The organism is Bradyrhizobium sp. Mp27 (assembly GCF_029953005.1).
In the GTDB taxonomy this organism is placed as follows: Bacteria; Pseudomonadota; Alphaproteobacteria; order Rhizobiales; family Xanthobacteraceae; genus Bradyrhizobium; species Bradyrhizobium barranii.
In genome coordinates this window covers 139115-160092 of the sequence record NZ_JASAUS010000002.1, presented here as the reverse complement: position 1 = coordinate 160092, position 20978 = coordinate 139115, and the positions used below count along the sequence as shown (strand labels likewise).

16 protein-coding genes are annotated in these 20978 nt (G+C 64.9%); 7 read left to right on the top strand and 9 right to left on the bottom strand.

All coding sequences use genetic code 11. The features are described 5' to 3' along the window. The first annotated feature begins 3 nt into the window (after positions 1-3). Genes glgX through treY form a run of 3 tightly spaced genes read left to right on the top strand, consistent with a single transcriptional unit; the run spans position 4 to position 6621 of the window. On the top strand, positions 4-2082 hold the full coding sequence (gene glgX, locus QJT78_RS02350) for a glycogen debranching protein GlgX (RefSeq protein ID WP_028147065.1): 2079 nt from the start codon (positions 4-6) through the stop codon (positions 2080-2082). After that, positions 2079-3833 (top strand): malto-oligosyltrehalose trehalohydrolase, encoded by a 1755-nt coding sequence (treZ, locus tag QJT78_RS02345; protein ID WP_028147066.1) that lies wholly within the window; start codon positions 2079-2081, stop codon positions 3831-3833. The genes glgX and treZ overlap by 4 nt, the downstream gene beginning before the upstream one ends. Position 3834: 1 nt before the next feature. After that, on the top strand, positions 3835-6621 hold the full coding sequence (gene treY / locus QJT78_RS02340; protein WP_028147067.1) for a malto-oligosyltrehalose synthase: 2787 nt from the start codon (positions 3835-3837) through the stop codon (positions 6619-6621). Positions 6622-6624: 3 nt separating this feature from the next. Here the strand turns inward: treY and QJT78_RS02335 are convergent, their stop codons facing one another. Next, the gene (locus tag QJT78_RS02335; protein ID WP_028147068.1) at positions 6625-6942 is read right to left on the bottom strand and encodes a polyhydroxyalkanoic acid system family protein; all 318 of its coding nucleotides are present in this window, start codon (positions 6940-6942) and stop codon (positions 6625-6627) included. A gap of 182 nt (positions 6943-7124) precedes the next feature. Here QJT78_RS02335 and QJT78_RS02330 point away from each other — a divergent pair, with 182 nt between their 5' ends. Then, a complete protein-coding gene (locus QJT78_RS02330; RefSeq protein WP_007595743.1) occupies positions 7125-7289 on the top strand; it encodes a DUF3309 family protein in 165 nt (54 codons plus the stop codon). A 135-nt stretch (positions 7290-7424) separates the two neighbouring features. On the opposite strand, the gene ligD is transcribed toward QJT78_RS02330, so the two are convergent. Further along, complete coding sequence (ligD, locus tag QJT78_RS02325; RefSeq protein WP_028147069.1) at positions 7425-10088, bottom strand: DNA ligase D; 2664 nt, start codon at positions 10086-10088, stop codon at positions 7425-7427. A gap of 117 nt (positions 10089-10205) precedes the next feature. On the opposite strand from ligD, the gene QJT78_RS02320 reads away from it, so the two are divergent. After that, entirely contained in the window at positions 10206-11090 is an 885-nt protein-coding gene (locus QJT78_RS02320; protein ID WP_028147070.1) for a Ku protein, read from the top strand. Between the two features lie 224 nt (positions 11091-11314). Here the strand turns inward: QJT78_RS02320 and QJT78_RS02315 are convergent, their stop codons facing one another. The 7 genes from QJT78_RS02315 to QJT78_RS02285 all read right to left on the bottom strand — a co-directional run bounded on the left by QJT78_RS02315 (position 11315) and on the right by QJT78_RS02285 (position 19701). Continuing rightward, the gene (locus tag QJT78_RS02315) at positions 11315-12004 is read right to left on the bottom strand and encodes a response regulator transcription factor (RefSeq protein ID WP_028147071.1); all 690 of its coding nucleotides are present in this window, start codon (positions 12002-12004) and stop codon (positions 11315-11317) included. Then, a complete protein-coding gene (locus QJT78_RS02310) occupies positions 12001-14724 on the bottom strand; it encodes a sensor histidine kinase KdpD (RefSeq protein WP_038941837.1) in 2724 nt (907 codons plus the stop codon). Before QJT78_RS02310 ends, QJT78_RS02315 begins: the two co-directional genes overlap by 4 nt. A gap of 40 nt (positions 14725-14764) precedes the next feature. Next, a complete protein-coding gene (locus tag QJT78_RS02305; protein ID WP_028147073.1) occupies positions 14765-15370 on the bottom strand; it encodes a K(+)-transporting ATPase subunit C in 606 nt (201 codons plus the stop codon). Between the two features lie 57 nt (positions 15371-15427). Then, on the bottom strand, positions 15428-17542 hold the full coding sequence (kdpB, locus tag QJT78_RS02300; RefSeq protein WP_038941836.1) for a potassium-transporting ATPase subunit KdpB: 2115 nt from the start codon (positions 17540-17542) through the stop codon (positions 15428-15430). Between the two features lie 18 nt (positions 17543-17560). Continuing rightward, complete coding sequence (gene kdpA, locus QJT78_RS02295; RefSeq protein WP_028147075.1) at positions 17561-19264, bottom strand: potassium-transporting ATPase subunit KdpA; 1704 nt, start codon at positions 19262-19264, stop codon at positions 17561-17563. Between the two features lie 111 nt (positions 19265-19375). Then, entirely contained in the window at positions 19376-19465 is a 90-nt protein-coding gene (locus QJT78_RS02290; protein ID WP_041953522.1) for a K(+)-transporting ATPase subunit F, read from the bottom strand. Between the two features lie 11 nt (positions 19466-19476). Continuing rightward, the gene (locus QJT78_RS02285; RefSeq protein WP_085965673.1) at positions 19477-19701 is read right to left on the bottom strand and encodes a hypothetical protein; all 225 of its coding nucleotides are present in this window, start codon (positions 19699-19701) and stop codon (positions 19477-19479) included. 380 nt (positions 19702-20081) lie between these two features. On the opposite strand from QJT78_RS02285, the gene QJT78_RS02280 reads away from it, so the two are divergent. Together QJT78_RS02280 and QJT78_RS02275 are read left to right on the top strand one after the other, a co-directional pair. Then, positions 20082-20549, top strand: a complete 468-nt coding sequence (locus tag QJT78_RS02280; protein ID WP_028147076.1) for a hypothetical protein — start codon at positions 20082-20084, stop codon at positions 20547-20549. 20 nt (positions 20550-20569) lie between these two features. Next, positions 20570-20848: a hypothetical protein gene (locus QJT78_RS02275; RefSeq protein ID WP_028147077.1), complete on the top strand. Its 279-nt coding sequence runs from the start codon at positions 20570-20572 to the stop codon at positions 20846-20848. The last annotated feature ends 130 nt before the right edge of the window (positions 20849-20978 follow it).

Sequence of the window (20978 nt, the reverse complement as noted above, 5' to 3'; positions counted from 1 at the left end):
CCGATGCGCCTGACTGCCGGATCGCCCGCACGCCTCGGCGCAAGCTGGGACGGACGCGGCACCAATTTCGCGCTGTTCTCCGCCAATGCGCAGAAAGTCGAGCTGTGCCTGTTCGACACGCAAGGAAGGCGTGAGCTCGAGCGTGTCGAGCTGCCCGAGCGGACCGAGGACGTCTGGCACGGCTATCTCAACGACATCTCGCCGGGCCAGCTCTACGGCTATCGCGTGCACGGCCCCTACGAGCCCGAGCACGGCCACCGCTTCAACTCGAACAAGTTGCTGCTCGACCCCTACGCCAAGCGGCTCGCCGGGCGGCTGGTCTGGAGCGATGCCCATTTCGCCTATCGCACCGGCTCACCGCGCGAGGATCTCTCCTTCGACCGGCGCGACAACGCGCGCGGCATGCCCAAGGCCGTCGTCGTCGACGAGACCTTCAACTGGGGCCGTCGCGAGATCCGGCCCAACATCCCCTGGGAAGACACCATCATCTACGAGGCCCACGTCAAGGGCCTGACGCAGAAGCGCGATGACGTGCCGCCGAACTTGCGCGGCACCTATGGCGGCCTGTCGTCGCCGGCGATGATCCAGCATTTGAAAACGCTCGGCGTCACCACCGTCGAGCTGCTTCCGATCCACAGCTTCATCGACGACCGCATTCTGGTCGAGAAGAAGCTCGCCAACTACTGGGGCTACAACACGCTGTCCTTCTTCGCGCCCGAACCGCGCTACGCCCAGGACAATGCGCTCGATTCCTTCCGCACCACGGTCGCGCGGCTGCACGATGCCGGCATCGAGGTGATGCTCGACGTCGTCTACAATCACACGGCCGAAGGCAATCACCTCGGTCCGACCCTGTGCTACCGCGGCATCGACAATGCCTCCTATTACTGGCTGAACCGCGAGAACCCGCGCTATTACGACGACTTCACCGGCTGCGGCTCGTCGGTGAACCTCACCCATCCGCGCGTGCTCCAGATGGTGATGGATTCGCTGCGCTACTGGGTCGAGGTCTGCCATGTCGACGGCTTCCGCTTCGACCTCGCCACCACGCTCGCGCGCGGTCCGAACGGCTATGATCGCGGCAGCTCGTTCCTGACGGCGATCCGGCAGGACCCGGTGCTGGCGGCGGTGAAGCTCGTCGCCGAACCCTGGGATCTCGGGCTCGGCGGTTACCAGGTCGGCGCATTCCCTTCGCAATGGTCGGAGTGGAACGATCGGTATCGCAGCGCCATGCGCCGCTACTGGAGCGGCGAAGGCAGCCTGATCGGCGACATCTCGAGCCGCATGACGGCGTCATCCGACCTGTTCAACCATGACGGACGGCGGCCGCGCGCCAGCATCAACCACATCACCGTACATGACGGCTTCACGCTCGCCGACCTCTTCAGCTACAATGAGAAGCACAACGAGGCCAATGGCGAGGACAATCGCGACGGCTCCAGCGACAACCACAGCAACAATTGCGGTGTCGAGGGTCCGACCGACAATCCTGAGATTCTCGGGCTGCGGCGGCAGCTTCGCAAGAACGTGCTGGCCTGCCTGATGCTGGCGCAGGGCGTTCCGCTGATCCTGGCCGGCGACGAGGTCGGCAATTCGCAATCCGGCAACAACAACGCCTATTGCCAGGACAACGAGGTCGGCTGGGTCGGCTGGGACAATCTCGGCAAGGATGGCGACGACATGATCGATTTCGTCGCCGGGCTCGCGGAGATCCGCCGCCGGTTCTCGCAGCTTCGCAGCCATCGCTGGCTCGACGGCCGCCCCAAGGACGGCGTCTCCTACGGCGCGCTGTGGCTGACGCCCGCCGGCGACGAGATGACGGAGAACGACTGGAAATTTCCGGAAGGGCGGTTCCTCTCCTATGTGATGGGGCCGATGGAACCGGGGAGCGCCGCGATCTTTATCGTACTGAACGCCGCCCCTGAAGAGATCGCATTCAAATTGCCCAAAATGGCCGAGTACAAGAGCTGGCAGCAGATCCTGAACACCACTGATGCCAGGCCGAACAGTGTTGATCTGCAGCCCGGAAGCGACAGCAAGGCGCCGCCGCGCTCCGTGCTCGCCTTCGCGGGGGCGCTATGAGACCATCCTTCGGGGCGAGGCCGACCAAGGACGGCGTGTCGTTCCGGCTGTGGGCGCCCGGTGCTCGCCGAGTCGATCTCCTGCTCGACAGGCGGCACGCGATGCAGCGCCGGCAGGATGGCTGGTATGTCGCCGAGATTGCCGGCCTGCCCGTCGGAAGTCCCTACCAGTTCAGGATCGACGACGAGATCGACGTGCCCGATCCCGCATCCGCCTTCCAGCCGGACGACGTTTTTGGCCCGAGCGAAGTCGTCGATCATGATGCCTTCGCGTGGCGCGCGCGCGATTGGCGCGGACGTCCCTGGGAAGAGACGGTGCTGATCGAGGCCCATGTCGGCACCTTCACGCCCGAGGGCACCTACCGCGCCATGATCGACAAGCTCGATCATCTCGTTGCGACCGGGATCACCGCGCTGGAATTGATGCCGCTGGCCGATTTCGCCGGCCGCCGCGGCTGGGGCTATGACGGCGTGCTGTGGTACGCGCCCGACAGCGCCTACGGCCGGCCCGAGGACCTGAAGACACTGATCGACGAGGCGCATCTGCGCGGCCTGATGGTGTTCCTCGACGTCGTCTACAATCATTTCGGCCCCGAGGGGAATTATCTCGGCCGCTATGCGCCGGCCTTCTTCACCGATGCGCATACGCCCTGGGGCAGCGCGATCGATTATCGCGTGCCGCAGGTCCGGGCCTTCGCAGTCGAGAACGCGCTGTCCTGGCTCACCGACTACCGCTTCGACGGCCTGCGACTGGATGCCGCCAATCACATCATGGCGATCCCGGGCGAGCAGTCGATGTTGCAGGATCTCAGCGTCGCCGCCGGCGAGCTTGCCAAGGCCACCGGGCGGCACATCCATCTCGTGCTGGAGAACGGCGACAACCGCGCCAGCCTGCTCGATGCCGCGCAGGATCCGCCCAACGGCAAATATCGCGGACAGTGGAACGACGATTATCACCACGTCTGGCACGTGATGCTGACCGGCGAGCTCGCCGGCTATTACGCCGACTACCAGACGCCGCGCATGGATCTTGCGCGCGCGCTCGCCTCAGGCTTCGTCTACCAGGGCGAGATCTCGGAGTTCTGGGGCAAGAAGCCGCGCGGCGAGGCGAGCGGCGAGCTGCCGCCGGCAACCTTCGTCAACTTCCTGCAAAACCACGACCAGATCGGCAATCGCCCATTGGGGGAACGGCTCGAGAGCCTGGCATCGCCGCGGCAGATCGAAGCCGCGCTCGCGGTGACCCTGCTCGCACCGATGGTACCGATGCTGTTTCAGGGCGAGGAATGGGGCTCCACGGTGCCCTTCCCGTTCTTCTGCGATTTCCAGGGTGGCCTTGCCGATGCCGTGCGCAAGGGTCGCAAGCAGGAATATGCCTGGGCCTACGAGAAATACGGCGACGAGGTCCCCGATCCGCTCGATCCCGAAACGCTGCAATCGGCGGTGCTCGATTGGACCGGCCACACGCCGGAGCAGGATGCGCGGCTCGCGCTGGTGCGGGAGCTGCTCGCGCTCCGTCACAAGGAGATCGCACCGCGGCTGAAGGGTGCGAGGTTCGGCGATGCCGAGACGGCCGATAGCGGCCTGCTCACCGCGCATTGGCGCATGGGCGACGGCGCGAGGTTGCGCCTGACCGCCAATCTCTCGGACAAGGACATCGCACGTCCCAGCGACGCGACGGGCACGCCGATCTGGGGCTCTGTCAGCGGCGATCGGCTCCCACCCTGGTCGGTGATCTGGCATCTCGGAGGTTAGCATGCCTCCTGCCATTCCTCTAGCGACCTATCGGCTTCAGCTCACCGCGGATTTCGACTTCGACAAGGCCGCCGCGGTCGTGCCTTACCTCAAGGCACTCGGGATCACGCATCTCTACGCTTCGCCGGTGATGAAGGCGCGCAAGGGCTCGACCCACGGCTACGACACCGTCGATCACAGCCAGTTCAATCCCGAGCTCGGCGGCGAGGCCGGCTTTGCTCGGCTGAGCGACGCCCTCACGCAGCACGACCTCAGCCTCATCATCGACTTCGTGCCGAACCATGTCGGCGTGCACTTTGCCGACAATCCCTGGTGGCTCGACGTGCTGGAATGGGGCCAGGCCTCGCCGCATGCGGTTTCCTTCGACATCGACTGGGATCAATTGGCCTACCGCGCCCGCGGCGGCGTGCTGCTGCCGATCCTAGGCTCGCCCTATGGCGAGGCGCTGGAGCGCAGCGACATCGAGCTGCGCTACGATCCCGATGAAGGCAGTTTTTCCGCCTGGTATTTCGAGCATCGCCTGCCGATCGCGCCGGAACGCTATGGCGAAATGCTGCGCGTGATCGTGAAGGAAGCCGACGCCGCCGAGACCGAGGCCGGCAAGCGCCTGCTCGCGCTCGCGGCCCGCTACACCGGGCTGCGTCGCCCCAACCGCAGGGAGGCGCCCGGCTTCAAAGCGGAGCTCAGGGAGATCGCAGGCAGCGCCGACATCATCGTACGCGGCCTCACCGCCTATCGTTCCGCCAAGGATCGTCCGGCGCAGACGCTGGCGCTGCATCATCTGCTGGAGCGCCAGCACTACAAGCTCGGGCACTGGCGGCTTGCCTCCAGCGACATCAACTATCGCCGCTTCTTCGACGTCAACGGGCTTGCGGGCCTGCGCGTCGAGGACGCGAGCACGTTCGCCGCCACGCACCGGCTGGTGAAGCAGCTCATTGCCGACGGCAAGCTGCAAGGCATCCGCCTCGATCACATCGACGGCCTGCGCGATCCCGCACAATATTGCCAGCGGCTGCGCCGGCTGGTGCGCGACGCGCAAGGCAACACCAAACCGTTCTATACCGTGATCGAAAAGATCCTGTGCGAGCACGAGCGCCTGCCGCATTTCGCCGGCGTTCAGGGCACCACGGGCTATGAGTGGATGAACGTCATCACCCAGGTTCTGGTCGACGCTAAAGGGCTGGAGGCGCTGAACGAGACCTGGCGGCAGATCAGCAATCGCCCGCCGCGGCTGGCGCCTTACGTCAAGGACGCCAAGCGGCGCGTGCTGGAGACGCTGCTGACCAGCGAATTCACCGTGCTGACCCGCCTGCTCGCGCGCATCGCCAACGGGCATTACTCGACGCGCGACTTCTCCGCCGACAGTCTGCGACAGGCACTCGAACTGTACGTGCTGCATTTCCCGGTCTATCGCACCTATTTGACGCATAGCGGCCCGACCGCGCTCGACCGCAAACTGATCGACGACACCATCGAACGGGCCCGCGCGGAATGGTTCGCCGCGGATGAAGGCATCTTCGACTTCCTGCACGATGCCCTGACCATGGACCTGCTCAAACCCGGCCGTCCCCCGCACAGCGCCCCGCGGGTGCGCCGCTTCGCGCTGAAGGTGCAGCAGTTCACGGGACCGATGATGGCGAAGTCGCTGGAGGACACCGCGTTCTATCAATTCCACCGGCTGCTCGCCCTGAACGAGGTCGGCGGCGATCCCGCGAGCAACGGCCTGACGATACCCGCCTTCCACGAGGCCATGCGCGCGCGTGCCAAGGAATGGCCGCAAGGGATGACGGCGACCGCGACCCACGACACCAAGCGCGGCGAGGACGCGCGCGCGCGGATCGCGGCGCTCAGCGAGATTCCCGGCGAATGGACCAGCGCCGTGGCGCGCTGGAAGGTGCTGAACGCGCCGCACCTCGCACTCGACGGTAATCTGCGCGCGCCGTCAGCGACGTTCGAATACATGCTCTACCAGACCCTGCTCGGCGCCTGGTCGCTTGGGGAGACGGCCGATGCCGGCTTCGTCGAGCGCATCCAGGCCTATGCGCTCAAGGCCGCGCGCGAGGGCAAGGAGGAGACCAGCTGGCTCAACCCGCACGAGGCCTATGAGAATGGCGTCGAAAGCTTCATCGGGAAGATCCTCGATCCAGCGCAGTCCAGCGAGTTCCTGGAGGCGCTGCAAACCCTGGCACGCCGCGTCGCGCTGCTCGGCGCCTTGAATTCGCTGAGCCAGCTCACGCTCAAGGCGATGCTGCCCGGCGTGCCCGACTTCTACCAGGGCACCGAATACTGGGACCTGTCGCTGGTCGATCCCGACAACCGCCGCCCGGTGGACTTTGCCGCGCGGCAGACGACGCTGACGTCACTGGAAGCCCCGGACTGGCGCGGGCTGATCAAGACCTGGCCGAATGGCCAGCTCAAGCTGGCCTGGACGCGGCATCTGCTCAAACTGCGCAACGAACTCGCCGATGTGTTCGCGCAGGGCGAATATCAGCCGCTGCAGGTCCGGGGCGCGCACGCTGACCACGTCATTGCCTTTACCCGCCGACACGGCCGCACGGCTGCGATCGTCCTGGTCGGGCGCCAGTTTGCGCCGTTCACGCGAGAGGGCCGGCAATGGCCCGCGTTCGAGGACGTTGACGCGACGATCGACGTCACCGGCTACACCGGGCCGGGCTTTTCCGGCATTCAATTGCCCCTCGCGCAAGCCTTCCGGGATATTCCCGCTGCGGTCATCGAAGCACGCGCTGTCAGTACAGCGAGACCCAGGCAACAGCGCGCTCGGAGCTGACGGCTACTTGCCCCCGTCCTTGGTCAGCAGCAGCTGCCCGCGCTTGCGGATGGTCGCCTGCGCCATCTCGGCGAAGCGCTGCAACAGCCACGGCAACACAACCTCAACCTTGACGTGGTCGTCGGCGACATCGATCTGACCGCTCGCAATCTGCCCGAGCGCGCGGATGCGAAAATTCATGCTGTCGCCGTTCCAGCGCTCTTCCTCGACCTGCATCACGGGAATGCTGGCTGCGGCGCGGCCGAGCCCGGTCTTGAGCCGGCGCACGGCTTCCTCGCGGCCGAGACGATGCGGAATGGAGACGACAAGCGGTGCTGACATGGCCCTGCCCTATAGTGACTGATCCTCACATAGTCATGCCGCCTGGACTGGCAAAGGTTCCATGCAAGTTCGCTCCGTTCGCCGTGTTTCATCGTCGGAACTATAGAACCTGCGGCAAGTTGCCCTCGCACCACGGGACAGGTGCAAACGACCCTTTCAACAAAGGGCTGGAGGAGACTAGCATGTCTATCGGTACGATCATTCTGATCATTTTGGTCATCGCGCTGCTCGGCGGCTTCAGCGGTATCGGCGGCGGCCCGTTCTACGGCACCGGCTATTACGGCGGCGGCGGCCTCGGACTCGTCATCGTCATCCTGCTGATCCTGCTGTTGCTCGGACGGATCTAGGACGAGGAGCCGTAGCTTCGTAGGGTGGGCAAAGGCGCAACGCGCCGTGCCCACCTCTTCGCCGCAATAAGAAAGATGGTGGGCACGCTTCCGCCTTCGCTCTTCGAGCTACGGCGGACAAGCCGCTAACCCACCCTACTTCTTCTCCGCGAGTTTCTTCGCCGCCGCCTTGATCGACGAAGCCGCGTCGTCATAGCCATCCCACGCCTTCGAGCGCGCCAGCAGGCCCGGCACCGTCCGCACCGTGTACCGCTTCGGATCGAGATCTCCCTTCACCTGCGCCCATGTCACGGGCATCGACACGGTCGCGCCATCGCGCGCACGGGGCGACAGCGGCGCCACCGCCGTCGACAGGCGGTCGTTGCGCAAGTAATCCAGGAAGATCTTTCCGTTGCGCAGCTTCTTGGACATGTTGAGCAGATAGCGCTCGGGATCGTCGTCGGCCATCCACTGGCAAACGCCTTGCGCGAACGCCTTGGCCTCCTTCCAACTCACCTTGTCGCGCGCGCCGTGGAGCAGCGGCACCACCACGTGCAGGCCCTTGCCGCCGGTGGTCTTGCAAAAGCTCTCCATGCCGACGTCGGTGAGGCGCTGCCGCATCTCCTTGGCGGCGTCCACGACATCGGCAAATTTGACGTCCGGCGCAGGATCGAGATCGAACACCAGCCGGCCCGGCGTATCGTAGGCGTCCGGGGCACAATTCCAGGGATGCAGCTCGACGCCGCCGATCTGCGCGACCGCGGCGAGCCCCTCGACGCGATCGATCTGCAGGTACGGCTTGCGATCGCCCGAGACTTTCGCGAGCTCCAGCAGGTTCGACGTGCCCTGCATGGCATGGCGCTGGAAGAATTTTTCGCCGCCGATGCCATCAGGCGCGCGCAGGATCGAGCAGGGCCGGCCCTTGATGTGCTCGATCAGCCAGGCGCCGACGGCCTCGAAATAGCGCGCGAGATCGAGCTTTGTGACGCCCGCGCCGTCCCGGCCATCCGGCCACAGCTCCTTGTCCGGCTTCGAGAGGACGACACCCATCACCTCGGCCGTGCCGGCATCCTTCCGCTTGCCTGCCTTCGGCACGGCACGCTTCCTGACCGACGGCTTTGCGAGTTCGGTATCAGCCGGTGTTTCCGCCTCGACCTCCTCGGCCGGCTTGTCCTGCCGCAGGCCCTTGAAGGCGGCCTGGCGGATGTTGCCGTCAGCGGTGAAGCCGGCGAACTCGATCTCGGCGACGAGCTCCGGCTTCAGCCAGTGCACGTCGCGCGTCTTATTCGGTGCGTTCTTGCCGCCGAAGGGGCTTTGCCCGGCCTCCATGGCTTTCAAGGACGGCATGATGCGCTTGACCGTGTCCGCGCCGAAGCCGGTGCCGACCATGCCGACGAAGGCAAGATGATCGCCGCGGTGCACGCCGGCCATCAGCGAGCGGAATTTTCCGTTGGTGGTCTTCCAGCCGCCGATCACGACCTCATGGCCGGCGCGGCATTTGGCCTTGGTCCAGCTTTCCGTTCGCCCCGACCGGTAGGGCGCATCGAGCTTCTTCGACACCACGCCTTCGAGCTCGAGCTTGCAGGCCGATTGCAGCACGGCATCGCCGCTGCTCTCGAAATGCTCGACATAGCGGATTTGGCCCGATTTCTTCTTGCCTGCTTCGAGGAGTTGCCTGAGGCGGTCCTTGCGCTCGCCGAGTGGCAGGCGCCGGCAATCGAGCCCCTCGGCGAACAGGAGGTCGAAGGCAAAGAAGATCAGGTCCTCGGTCTTGCCGTCCGACAGCGCGGCCTGGAGCGAGGAGAAATTCGGCGCGCCGTTGTGATCGAGCGCGACGATCTCGCCGTCAATCATGACGTCGGGAAGCTCGCCCGCCTCCTTCGCGATGGCCGCGAACTTGTCGGTCCAGTCGAGGCCCTTGCGCGTCTTCAGCGTCGCCTCGCCGTCCGCGACGCGGAGCTGGACGCGATAGCCGTCGAACTTGATCTCGTGGCACCAGCCGTCGGCCGCCGGCGGCCGCTCGATCGCGGTGCAGAGCTGCGGCGCGACGAAGTCCGGCATCTCCGAGACTTTCTTCGCGTTTGTCGCGGTCGTCGCTTTCTTCCTTGCGCCCGTCCCGCGCTTCAACGCCGCACCGGGCGCCGGCCTGACGGTGCGCCCTCTCGGCTCCTCGGCACGATTGGACTGCCAGACCGCATCGGCCTTGACCTTGGCACCCTTCGCCAGCATGAACGGTTTTGGCGCGCGACCCTTGCCATCCGCAATCTCTGCCATCGCGCGGCCGGAGGCCACTGACTTGTCCTCGCTGAGAATGTCGTCGCTCTCGCTGGCATACTCGTCGCGATGCTTGATCAGGAGCCAGTTGGTGCGCTTGCCGCCGGTGCGGTCATGCCTCATTCGCACCAGCACCCAGCTTCCATGCAGCTTGTCGCCGTGGAGCGTGAACTTGAGGTCGCCCTTCTGGAAGCCACGCTCGGGATCCTCGGACTCCCAGGTGCCGCGGTCCCAGAGCATGACCGTGCCGCCGCCATACTGCCCTTCCGGAATCGTGCCTTCGAAATCGCCATAGTCGAGCGGATGGTCCTCGACCTCGACCGCCAGCCGCTTGTCATGCGGATCGAGCGAGGGTCCCTTGGTGACCGCCCACGACTTGAACACGCCGTCGAACTCGAGCCGCAGATCATAGTGCAGCCGCGTCGCATCGTGCTTCTGGATCACGAAGCGCCGCTGCGCCGAAGGCGCCACCGCGGTCTTGCCCGACGGCTCCGGTGTCTTCTCGAAATCGCGCTTCTGTCGGTAGGTGGAGAGTTTTCGCAGCACGACCGGTCCCGCATTCTCTTTCGGCGTTGAAGCCTATCACGGCAGAAGTCCCACCCGGAACCAAAACCCGATGGGGCTGTTGGGGTTCCAAAATGCCTTGAAACGCTGGAGAACGGAATGGCCCCGCGCGCCTATTGGAAGGGAACGTTAAGGCTCTCGCTGGTCAGTTGCCCGGTCGCGCTCTATCCCGCGACCACCGCGGCCGAGAAGACGCGGTTTCACATGATCAACCGCGAGACTGGAAACCGGCTCAAGCAGCAGATGGTGGACTCCAGGACCGGTGACGTGGTCGAGAGCGACCAGAAGGGACGCGGCTACGAGCTGCGCAAGGGCAAATATGTCGAGATCGAGCCGGAGGAGCTCGAGGCGGTCCAGATCGAGAGCAACCACACCATCGACATCGAGAGTTTCGTGCCGAGCGACGAGATCGACCAGCGCTATCTCAATCATCCCTATTATATCGCGCCCGACGGCAAGGCTGCGGTCGATGCTTTTGCCGTGATCCGCGACGCGATGAAGGACCAGGACCGCGTGGCGCTCGCAAAAATCGTGCTCACCAACCGTGAGCACATCATCGCGATCGAACCGCTCGGCAAGGGCCTGCTCGGCACCACGTTGCGCTTCCCCTATGAGCTGCGCGACGAGGACCAGTTCTTCGACGACATCAAGAGCCCCAAGATCACCAAGGACATGGTCGAGCTCGCCAGCCACATCCTGCATACCAAGGCCGCACATTTCGACCCGAGCAAGTTCAAGGACGAGTACGAGACCGCACTGAAGGCGCTGGTGAAGCGCAAGGCCAGCGGCAAGACCATCGAGCGGCCGGAGCGCGAGGAGCGGCCGAGCAACGTCGTCAGCCTGATGGACGCGCTGAAGCAGAGCCTGAAGGGACGCGGCGGGAAGAAGACGCCGGCCAAACCCAGCGAACGCCGCGCGACGGGAAAGCAAAGAGCGACGAGGAAGACCCAGCGGTCGACGGCCCGGCACAGGAAGGCGGGCTGATTGCCTCCGTCATTGCGAGCGCAGCGAAGCAATCCAGGATCTTTCCGCGGAAGGACTCTGGATTGCTTCGCTGCGCTCGCAATGACGATGTGATTGCAGGCTCGCGCCACAACCTCTGCCGTCATGCCCGGGCTTGTCCCGGGCATCCACGTTCTTCGTGCCGCACGTCAAGGCGTGGATGGCCGGGTCAAGCCCGGCCATGACGGGTCGTTTGACGTCGACAACTAATCCCCCGCCTTCAGCCGATACCCGATCCCCGTCTCCGTCAGCACATATTGCGGGCGTTCGGGGTCGGCTTCGATCTTCTGGCGGAGCTGGCGGACATAGACGCGCAGATATTGCGCATCCGTCAGTTCGTCCCAGAGCTCCTTGAGCAGGAAACGATGGGTCAGCACCTTGCCGGCGTGCTGCACCAGCACGCGCAAAAGATCGTACTCCTTCGGTGACAGCTTTATCTCGCGCTCGCCGACCTTGACGATGCGGCGCACGAGATCAACGGAAAGATCCCCGGTGCGGAACACCGGACGCTCGCCCTTGACCTGGAGCTGGTGCCGCAGCGCCGCACGCAGGCGCGCCAACAGCTCGTCCATGCCGAACGGCTTTGTCAGATAATCGTCGGCGCCGAGATCGAGCGCCTGCACCTTGCCGGCCTCGTCGCCGCGGCTCGACAGCACCACGATCGGCACGCCCTCGTTGCGGCCACGGATGGTGCGCAGCAATTCGTGGCCCTGGATGTCCGGCAGGCCGAGATCGAGGATGATCAGCGCGGGCTCTTCCGCGAGCTTCTCGAGCGCGGTCTTTCCGTTCGACGCTTCCAGGATCTCGTAGCCTTGCGTCGAGAGCCCCATCCGCAGCAATTTTCGGATCGGCGGCTCGTCGTCGATGACCAGAACCTTGATCGGGGCGGCACTCATGCGGCTGTATCCAATGCGTGGGTCCGTGCCGGAACGGGCAACCGGATGGTGAGGATCGCACCGCTGCGGTCGCCGCGGTTGGCGGCCGAGATCGTGCCCCGCATCGCCTCGACGAAGCCGCGGGAGATGGCGAGCCCCAGCCCGGTGCCGGGACGGACATGGTCGCCCTTCTGCACGCGATAGAACTTGTCGAACACGCTCTCGAGCTCGTCAGGCGGAATGCCGCCACCCTGGTCGGCGATCTCTAGCACAACATGGTTCCCCTCGCGCCGGCTGCGGATCGAGATCGTTGTATCGGGCAACGAATATTTCGCGGCATTGTCGAGCAGATTGAACAGCACTTGCTCGAACAGCACGGCATCGAGCTGAAGCATCGGCAGATCGGCCGCCAGCACCAGTTCCACCTTGTGCGCGGTCAATATCTTGCTCGCACGCCGCAGCGCGCTGCCGACGATCTCGCCGAGATCGTGCAGTGCCGCATTGGGCACGATGGCGCCTGATTCGAGCTTTGTCATGTCGAGCAGATTGGCGATGAAGCGGTTGAGGCGCTCTGACTCGTCGATCACGGTGGCGAGCAGATCGCGCTTCTCGGTGTCGGAGAGTGCACCGGCGAGATCGCGCATGGTCGAAGCCGCGCCAAGCACGGAGGCCAGCGGCGTCTTGAGATCGTGCGAGATCGAGGTCAGCAGCGCAGAGCGCAACCGCTCGGATTCGACGGTGCGCTTGACGCGATCCACGTCCTCGACCAGCAGCACGCGCTCGATTGCCAGCGCGCCCTGGTCGACGAGTGCATCGAGCAGCCGGCGCTGGTCGGGGGTCAGCAGCGGACCGGTGCGATCATTGTCGATACCGATGACGCCGATCGGACCACGCCCGGTGCGCATCGGCAGGAACAGGCGCTTGGCACCTGGCAGCGTGTCCGAGCCGCGGCCGGCGGGACGATCATTGCTCCAGGCCCAATTGGCGGCGGCGAGATCGGCCTGGTCGATCTGGTCCTCGGGCGGATAGCCGGACTTCACCGTGAGCAGCCCTTCCTCCGGCAGCAGCAGGACCACGCGAACCTTCAGCATCAGCGCAGTTTGATAGGCAGTCGCCCAGAGCACATCGTCGAGCGTGCCGGTGCCCGTGAGCTTGCGGCTGAACGCATAGAGCTGCTCGGTCGTGCGGATGCGGCCGAGCGCGGTGTCCGCCTGCGTGCGCACCCGTCCGGCGACGTTCGACACCACGAACGCGATCAACATAAAAAAGAAGAACGCCGCGACATTGGTCGGGTCGGTAATGGTGAAAGTGTACACCGGCGGCAGGAAGAAGAAGTTGTACGCCAGCGACGCCGCAACGCTCGCAAGGAGCGACGGCCACAACCCGTAGCGAACAGCCACGGCGACAACCGCGGTCAGGAACATCAGGTCGACGTTTTCGATGCCGAAATACGGCTTGATGGCCACCGCTGCGGCAAGGCCGAGCGCGGTGATCCCGAGCGCCTTCAAATAGGGACGTGCGTCAAACGCCTCTGCCCGTGCCGCCGTCTGAACCGCCGTCTTCGGCGCCGGCTCGGTCGTGAGCTCATCGCCGGGAATGACATGAACGCTGATATTGCCGGCACTGCGCACGAGATCATGCACGACCGAGCCGCGCGTCAGTTCGAACCACCGCGAGCGCGTCGATTTCCCGATCACGATCTGGGTGACGTTGTTGCCTTGCGCGAAGTTGATGACGTCGTCGGCGATACGGCGGCCGACAGCTGGAATGGTCAGCGCTTCACCGCCCAGCGATTCGGCAAGCCGCAGCGTATCGGCGAGACGGTCGCGTTCCTCGTCCGAAAGCTGGAGCGACCGCCGGGTCTCGATCGAGATCGCGGTGAATTGCGCATGCAGCCGGTCGGCCAGCCGCTTGGTGTAGCGCACGAGCCCGGCCGCACGCGGATCCTCGCTGATGCAGACGAGGATGCGCTCGCCCGCGGCCCAGGGGCCGGCGATGGCATTCGCCTGCATGTGATTGAGAAGCTGCTCGTCGACCCGCTCGGCCGTACGCCGCAGCGCCAGCTCGCGCAGCGCGGTCAGATTGCCCGGGGAGAAATAGTGCTCCAGCGCCCGCTCGGCCTGCTTTGGCACATAGACCTTGCCCTCCCGCAGCCGCTGGATCAAATCGTCGGGCGTGAGGTCGATCAGCTCGATCGCATCGGCGCGGTCGAAGACCGAGTCCGGCACGGTCTCGCGCACCCGCACATGGGTGATCTGGGCGACGACGTCGTTCAGGCTTTCGATATGCTGGATGTTGACGGCGGTGTAGACGTCGATGCCGTGGGACAGCAGCTCCTCGACGTCGAGATAGCGCTTGGGATGGCGGCTGCCGACGGCATTGGTATGAGCGAGCTCGTCAACCAGCGCGAGCCGAGGGCGGCGCTCGATCACGGCATCGAGGTCCATCTCCTCGACGATCTGGCCGCGGTAGTCGAACCTCTTGCGCGGCACCACCTCGAGCCCACGCACCAGCGCCTCGGTCTCGGCGCGGCCATGGGTCTCGACAAAGCCAACCACCACGTCGATGCCCGCCTTGCGCCTGGCATGGGCGCTCTGCAGCATCTCGTAGGTCTTGCCGACGCCGGGGGCGGCGCCGACGAAGATCTTCAGCTTACCGCTCGCGCTCTCCTCCCTGCGCGCGGCTTCAAGCAGCGCCTCAGGGGACGGACGTTGTTCGGGATCGCGGCGCTCTCGGACCATCAGGCCAATATAATCATCCGCCCGCCCCCAGCCTAGACCGCTACTTCGCGGTGGCGCGATCGAGCGCGAGGTTCAGTGCCAGAACGTTAACCCGCGGTTCGCCAATCAGGCCGAGCAAACGGCCCTGGGTGTTGGAGGCCACGAGCTGCTTGACCTGAGCGTCCGGCAGATTCCGCGCCTTCGCCACCCGCGGCACCTGAAATTCAGCCGCTTCCGGCGAGATGTCCGGGTCGAGGCCGCTGGCCGAGGTGGTGACCAGGTCGACCGGCACGGCGGCGTTCGGATTTGCAGCCTTCAACTTATCCACATCCTCCTTGAGCCGGTCAGCCAGCGCCTTGCTGGTCGGGCCAAGGTTGGAGCCGCCCGAGTTGGCCGCGTTGTAGGGCGCCGACACCGTCTTGGTCGAATCATTCGGGTCCGGGGCCAAAGTCGCCGAGAGGCGGCCGTGGAAATATTTGTCCTCCTTGAACTCCTGCCCGATCAGGGCGGAGCCGATCACCTTGCCGTCCCGCTCGATCAGGCTGCCCTGCGCCTGTGAGGGGAAGATCGCACCGGCAATAGCGGTCATTGCGAGCGGATAGGCCAGGCCGGTGATGGCGGTGAGCACCAGCAGCAGGACGATGGCGGGGCGAATTTCTCTAAGCATTTTAGGTCTCCAAATCTTTCGTCATTGCGCGGGGCGCGGTGCGCCCCGCGACGACGATCAAGCCAGATGCAAGGCGGTGACGACGAGGTCGATCGCCTTGATGCCGATGAAGGGAATCACGATGCCGCCGAGGCCGTAGATCAGGAGGTTGCGCCTCAGCAATGCGCCGGCACCGACCGCGCGATAGGCCACGCCCTTCAGCGCCAGCGGGATCAGCGCGATGATGACCAGCGCGTTGAAGATGATCGCCGACAGGATGGCGCTCTGCGGGCTCGACAGGTTCATGACGTTGAGCACGTTGAGCTGCGGGTAGAACGCCAGGAACATCGCCGGGATGATCGCAAAATACTTTGCGACGTCGTTGGCGATCGAGAACGTCGTCAGCGCACCGCGTGTCATCAGCAGCTGCTTGCCGATCTCGACCACCTCGATCAGCTTGGTCGGGTTGGAATCGAGGTCGACCATGTTGCCGGCCTCGCGGGCGGCCTGGGTGCCGGTGTTCATGGCGACGCCGACGTCGGCCTGGGCAAGCGCCGGCGCGTCGTTGGTGCCGTCGCCGCACATGGCGACCAGCTTACCCTTGGCCTGCTCGTCGCGGATCAGCTTGAGCTTGTCCTCGGGCGTTGCCTGCGCGAGGAAATCATCGACGCCGGCTTCGGCCGCGATCGCAGCGGCCGTCATCGGGTTGTCGCCCGTGATCATGATGGTGCGGATGCCCATGCGGCGCAGTTCTGCGAAGCGCTCGCGGATGCCGCCCTTGACGATATCCTTGAGCTGGATGACGCCGAGCAGCTTGCCGTCCTTGGCGACCGCAAGCGGCGTTCCGCCCGCTTTCGAGATCTCGTCGGCAATGGTCTGGACTTCACGGCCGACGTCGGAAAGCACCGCAGGCTGGATGGCGCGCGCGGTGTTGCCGGAGGCAACGGCCAGCGGCGCACCGCCGCCGACATAGTTGAGCATGGCATCGACCGCGCCCTTCCGCACCGACGAGCCGCCGGCATCGACACCGCTCATGCGGGTTTGCGCCGTGAACGGAATGAAGGTGGCGCCAAGCTCGGCCATGTCCCGGCTGCGGATGGAATACTTCTCCTTCGCCAGCACGACGATCGAGCGGCCTTCCGGGGTCTCGTCGGCGAGCGAGGCGAGCTGGGCTGCGTCCGCGAGCTCCTGCTCGGTGACGCCGCGCACCGGACGGAACGCGGTCGCCTGACGGTTGCCGAGCGTGATCGTACCGGTCTTGTCGAGCAGCAGCGTGTCGACGTCACCGGCAGCCTCGACCGCACGGCCCGACATCGCCAGCACGTTGAAGCGGACCAGGCGGTCCATGCCGGCGATACCGATCGCCGAAAGCAGCGCGCCGATCGTGGTCGGGATCAGCGTCACGAACAGAGCGACCAGCACGACCACCGATATCGAGCCGCCGGCATAAGCCGCATAGCTCGGAATGGTGACGGTGGCGAACACGAAGATGATGGTGAGGCCCGCGAGCAGGATGTTGAGCGCGATCTCATTCGGCGTCTTCTGCCGCTCGGCGCCCTCGACCAGCTTGATCATGCGGTCGATGAAGGTCGAGCCTTGCGCGGCCGTGATGCGGACACGGATCCAGTCGGACAGCACCTGCGTGCCGCCGGTCACCGCCGACCGGTCGCCGCCGGACTCGCGGATCACGGGCGCGGACTCGCCGGTGATGGCGGCCTCGTTGACGGAGGCCACGCCCTCGATCACCTCGCCGTCGGAGGGGATGACGTCACCGGCCTCGACCAGCACGATGTCGCCGACCTTCAGGCTGGTGCCCGGCACCAGCGTGAAAGCCTGTCCCGCGCCGCTCAGGAGCTTGGCCTGGCTCTCGGTGCGGGTCTTGCGCAACGATTCGGCCTGTGCCTTGCCGCGGCCTTCGGCCACCGCTTCGGCGAAATTGGCGAACAGCACCGTGAACCAGAGCCAGAGGATGATCTGGAAGGTGAAGCCGAGATTCTCGCCGCCGGTGACGAGGTCGCGCAGGAAGATCACCGTGGTGAGCGCGGCCACGATCTCGACCACGAACATCACGGGGTTCTTGATCATCAGCCGCGGGTCGAGCTTGGTGAAGGACGCGCTGATCGCGGGCAGAACGATCTTGGGATCGAGCATTGCCGACATCGGGGCACGTTTTTGCAGTTTCATCGTATCCATGGAGGTCACTCCAAACAATCAGAAGACGTTGCCGGCGTTCATCGCGAGTTGCTCGACGATCGGGCCGAGCGCGAGAGCCGGGAAGAAGGTCAGGCCGCCGATGATCAGGATCACGCCCACGACGAGGCCGACGAACAGGCCGCCCGTGGTCGGGAACGTACCCGCCGACGGCGGGATCGACTTCTTGGCAGCCAGCGAGCCCGCAATCGCCATCGCCGGGACGATCATGAAGAACCGGCCGACGAACATCGCGGATGCGAGGGTGAGGTTGTAGAACAACGTGTTGCCGGTGAGGCCCGCGAAGGCCGAGCCGTTGTTGCCGGTCGCCGAGGTGAAGGCATAGAGCACCTCGGTGAAGCCATGCGGGCCCGCATTCGCCATGGAGGCGACCGCCGCCGGATAGACCACGCTGACCGCGGTCCAGCCAAGATACATCAGCGGCAGCACCAGGATCGCGAGCATCGCCATCTTGACCTCGCGCGCCTCGATCTTCTTGCCGACATATTCCGGTGTGCGGCCGACCATCAGGCCGGCGACGAAGATCGCGAGCACGACGAACAGCAGCATGCCATAGAGGCCGGCGCCGACGCCGCCGATGATGACTTCGCCGAGCTGCATGTTGATCAGCGGGATCATGCCGCCGAGCGCGGTGAAGCTGTCATGCATGGCGTTGACCGCGCCGCACGAGGCGGCCGTGGTCACCACGGCGAACAGCGAGGATGCGACGATGCCGAAGCGGACTTCCTTGCCCTCCATGTTGCCGCCGGTGAGACCGAGCGCATGCATGATCGAGGTGCCGTTGGCTTCCGCCCAGTAGGTGATGGAGACACCGGCGATGAACAGCACGCCCATCACCGCGAAGATCGCCCAGCCCTGGCGCTGGTTGCCGACCATGCGGCCGAACACATTGGTCATGGCCGCGCCGATCAGGAAGATCGAGAGCATCTGCACGAGATTCGACAGCGCGGTCGGGTTCTCGAAGGGATGGGCGGCGTTGGCGTTGAAGAAACCGCCGCCGTTGGTGCCGAGCATCTTGATCGCGACCTGCGAGGCCACCGGGCCGACCGCGATGGTCTGCTTGGCGCCTTCGAGCGTCGTGGCCTCGACGTAATCACCGAGCGTCTGCGGCATGCCCTGCCAGACCAGGAACAGCGTGTAGACGACACAGATCGGCAGCAGCACGTAAAGTGTCGTGCGGGTGACGTCGACCCAGAAATTGCCGACCGTGCGCATCGAGGCGCGCGAGAATCCGCGGATCATGGCCACCGCGAGCGCGATGCCGGTCGCCGCCGACAGGAAATTCTGGTGCGTCAGGCCGAGCATCTGCACGAGATAGGATACCGTGCTCTCGCCGCCGTAATTCTGCCAGTTGGTGTTCGTGATGAAGGAAATCGCGGTGTTGAAGGAGAGATCCTGGGCGACCGCGCCCTGCCCGGCCGGGTTGAAGGGCAACACCGCCTGAAGCCGCATCACGCCGTAGATGATGAGGAAGCCGCCGACATGGAACAGCAGCATCGAGACCGTGTAGGTCAGCCAATGCTGCTCGCGCCTCTCTTCGACGCCGGAAAACCAGTAGATGCCGGCCTCGATCGGCCGCAGCACCGGCGACAGGAACGTCCGCTCGCCGTTGAAAACACGCGTCATGTACCAGCCGAGCGGCTTGGTCAGCGCGACAATGATCGCGCAGAAAAGAATGATCTGGAGCCAACCGATCATAGTCATGGCATCAACCCTTTAGGACGTTTGACCTGCGCAGGAGCGGCAGGATCAGGGCAAGCAGGCACGCCACGAGCGCGGCGTCCGCGAGCAGCAATTCGAGAAGCAGCAGCACGGTCAGAAGCGCTCGGGCCGCAGCAGCGCGTAAGTGAGGTAGAACAGGAGACCGAGCGAGACGACGGCGGCGAGCGAATAATCGAAGGTCATGGTCCGCTCCCTCACAGCCGTTCGCAGGCGTAGGTGTAGCCGATCGCGAGCGCGAAGAAGCCAAAGCCCAGCGCCAGCATCAGAATGTCCATCATGGGAATGCTCCTCGTTGCGGCTTTATGTCGGACGCAACCGTTTCTCAGACGTCCGGCGAGCGCGTGGAACGAAGGAAATGCAAAGCATTTCCACGGCACCAGCCGGGACTTTTGACCGTGTTGAAGTGCCACCACCGGCATAGGTTTTCGAGATGAGGCCTATGACGAAGTTATATGAATTCCATAAGTGCCGGCGCGTCGCGGCTGTCCGCCATGTGGCACCGACACTGCATTCCGGGCGGTCGTTCCGAGCAGGCAGCGCAGCGACACAAGCCAACGTTGCCTTCACTACCGTTGTTAAGGCAGGCCATGGCCAGGGTCTTTTCAAAAAGCCCTGCTTCTATAAGCCTCGACCTTCGGCGGCGACGGCGGCCGGGGATCTGTCGCTCTTATCCGGAAGATTCCGTGCACTTATGAAATCCTTATATCTCCCGTTCCGTCCCCATCTCGTTTTCAAATGCGCTTCCAGCCATCTTGGAGAGGCCGGCCGACTGACCGACGCCAATTCCAGGAGGCCTGACATGACCGCCGTTCTCCGACGCCTTGCCCCACCTTCCCTCGACCAGCAGCTTCGCGCGGCACCGGCAATGACGCGTCCGCTGATGCTCGACATCATCGATCAGGCCTGCCGGCGCTTCCCGTCGCGCGGGAGGAGCGAGCGCAGTGCGCGTATCATGCGCCTGGTCGATGCCGAGGCCTGGACCGACGCCGCGCTGGCGCTGATCGAGCTCGAGCTGCCGATGTGGCAGGTCCGCCGCATCGCCTATGACGAGGGCGAGTGGCATTGCGCGCTGTCGCGCGAGCGCGAACTACCGGACTGGCTCGACGCCGCTGTCGAAGCCCGGCATGCCGATCTCGCACTGGCCTTGCTGTCGGCCTTCATCGAGGTACAGGCATTGGCCGTGGAGGTATCGCGGCCGAGCGTTCCCACCGTGCGCCCCGCCCGGGACCCGCTCTATCAGCCGGTCGCCTGCGAGAATTTCAGCTAAGCCAAGCGGAGGTTCGCGCCTTGCCGCAATCTTCGAACATGTCGCGGGTCCTCAGCCCGACGCGGGTGATCGCGCGCTTTGCCGTCCGCATCGCACTGCTCGTCGCCTTTGCAGCCTTCGGCAGCGTCGGCTTTGCACGGAGCCTCTCCGCCCTGCTCTGGATGTCGATCATCCTATGCGCTCTCGCCGGCCTCGTCAGGCGCGAGCCGCTGTTCGGTGCCGTCCTCAATCATTGGGACGAGGGCGTTGCCTTCGGCGCGCTGTTCGCGCTGATTCAGGTCGTCAACGAGCTAGCCTGAACATCAGGCTTTATGACCTTCCTATGAGATCGTCGCGCAGCCTCACTCGAAATCATATTCGCTTGAAAAGATATTGATCGGGTGGTCGCGGGACACGCACCCGCCGCCCGCATCAATTGGAAGGAATACG

What these genes read in the sequence shown, in the direction of transcription:
- QJT78_RS02305 (WP_028147073.1), bottom strand. Translation starts at nt 15,370, where the DNA reads ATGCTTAGAGAAATTCGCCCCGCCATCGTCCTGCTGCTGGTGCTCACC.
- QJT78_RS02310 (WP_038941837.1), bottom strand. Translation starts at nt 14,724, where the DNA reads ATGGTCCGAGAGCGCCGCGATCCCGAACAACGTCCGTCCCCTGAGGCG.
- QJT78_RS02285 (WP_085965673.1), bottom strand. Translation starts at nt 19,701, where the DNA reads ATGCCGGTGGTGGCACTTCAACACGGTCAAAAGTCCCGGCTGGTGCCG.
- kdpA (WP_028147075.1), bottom strand. Translation starts at nt 19,264, where the DNA reads ATGACTATGATCGGTTGGCTCCAGATCATTCTTTTCTGCGCGATCATT.
- QJT78_RS02330 (WP_007595743.1), top strand. Translation starts at nt 7,125, where the DNA reads ATGTCTATCGGTACGATCATTCTGATCATTTTGGTCATCGCGCTGCTC.
- treZ (WP_028147066.1), top strand. Translation starts at nt 2,079, where the DNA reads ATGAGACCATCCTTCGGGGCGAGGCCGACCAAGGACGGCGTGTCGTTC.
- treY (WP_028147067.1), top strand. Translation starts at nt 3,835, where the DNA reads ATGCCTCCTGCCATTCCTCTAGCGACCTATCGGCTTCAGCTCACCGCG.
- QJT78_RS02320 (WP_028147070.1), top strand. Translation starts at nt 10,206, where the DNA reads ATGGCCCCGCGCGCCTATTGGAAGGGAACGTTAAGGCTCTCGCTGGTC.
- QJT78_RS02290 (WP_041953522.1), bottom strand. Translation starts at nt 19,465, where the DNA reads ATGACCTTCGATTATTCGCTCGCCGCCGTCGTCTCGCTCGGTCTCCTG.
- QJT78_RS02335 (WP_028147068.1), bottom strand. Translation starts at nt 6,942, where the DNA reads ATGTCAGCACCGCTTGTCGTCTCCATTCCGCATCGTCTCGGCCGCGAG.
- glgX (WP_028147065.1), top strand. Translation starts at nt 4, where the DNA reads ATGCGCCTGACTGCCGGATCGCCCGCACGCCTCGGCGCAAGCTGGGAC.
- QJT78_RS02280 (WP_028147076.1), top strand. Translation starts at nt 20,082, where the DNA reads ATGACCGCCGTTCTCCGACGCCTTGCCCCACCTTCCCTCGACCAGCAG.
- kdpB (WP_038941836.1), bottom strand. Translation starts at nt 17,542, where the DNA reads ATGGATACGATGAAACTGCAAAAACGTGCCCCGATGTCGGCAATGCTC.
- QJT78_RS02315 (WP_028147071.1), bottom strand. Translation starts at nt 12,004, where the DNA reads ATGAGTGCCGCCCCGATCAAGGTTCTGGTCATCGACGACGAGCCGCCG.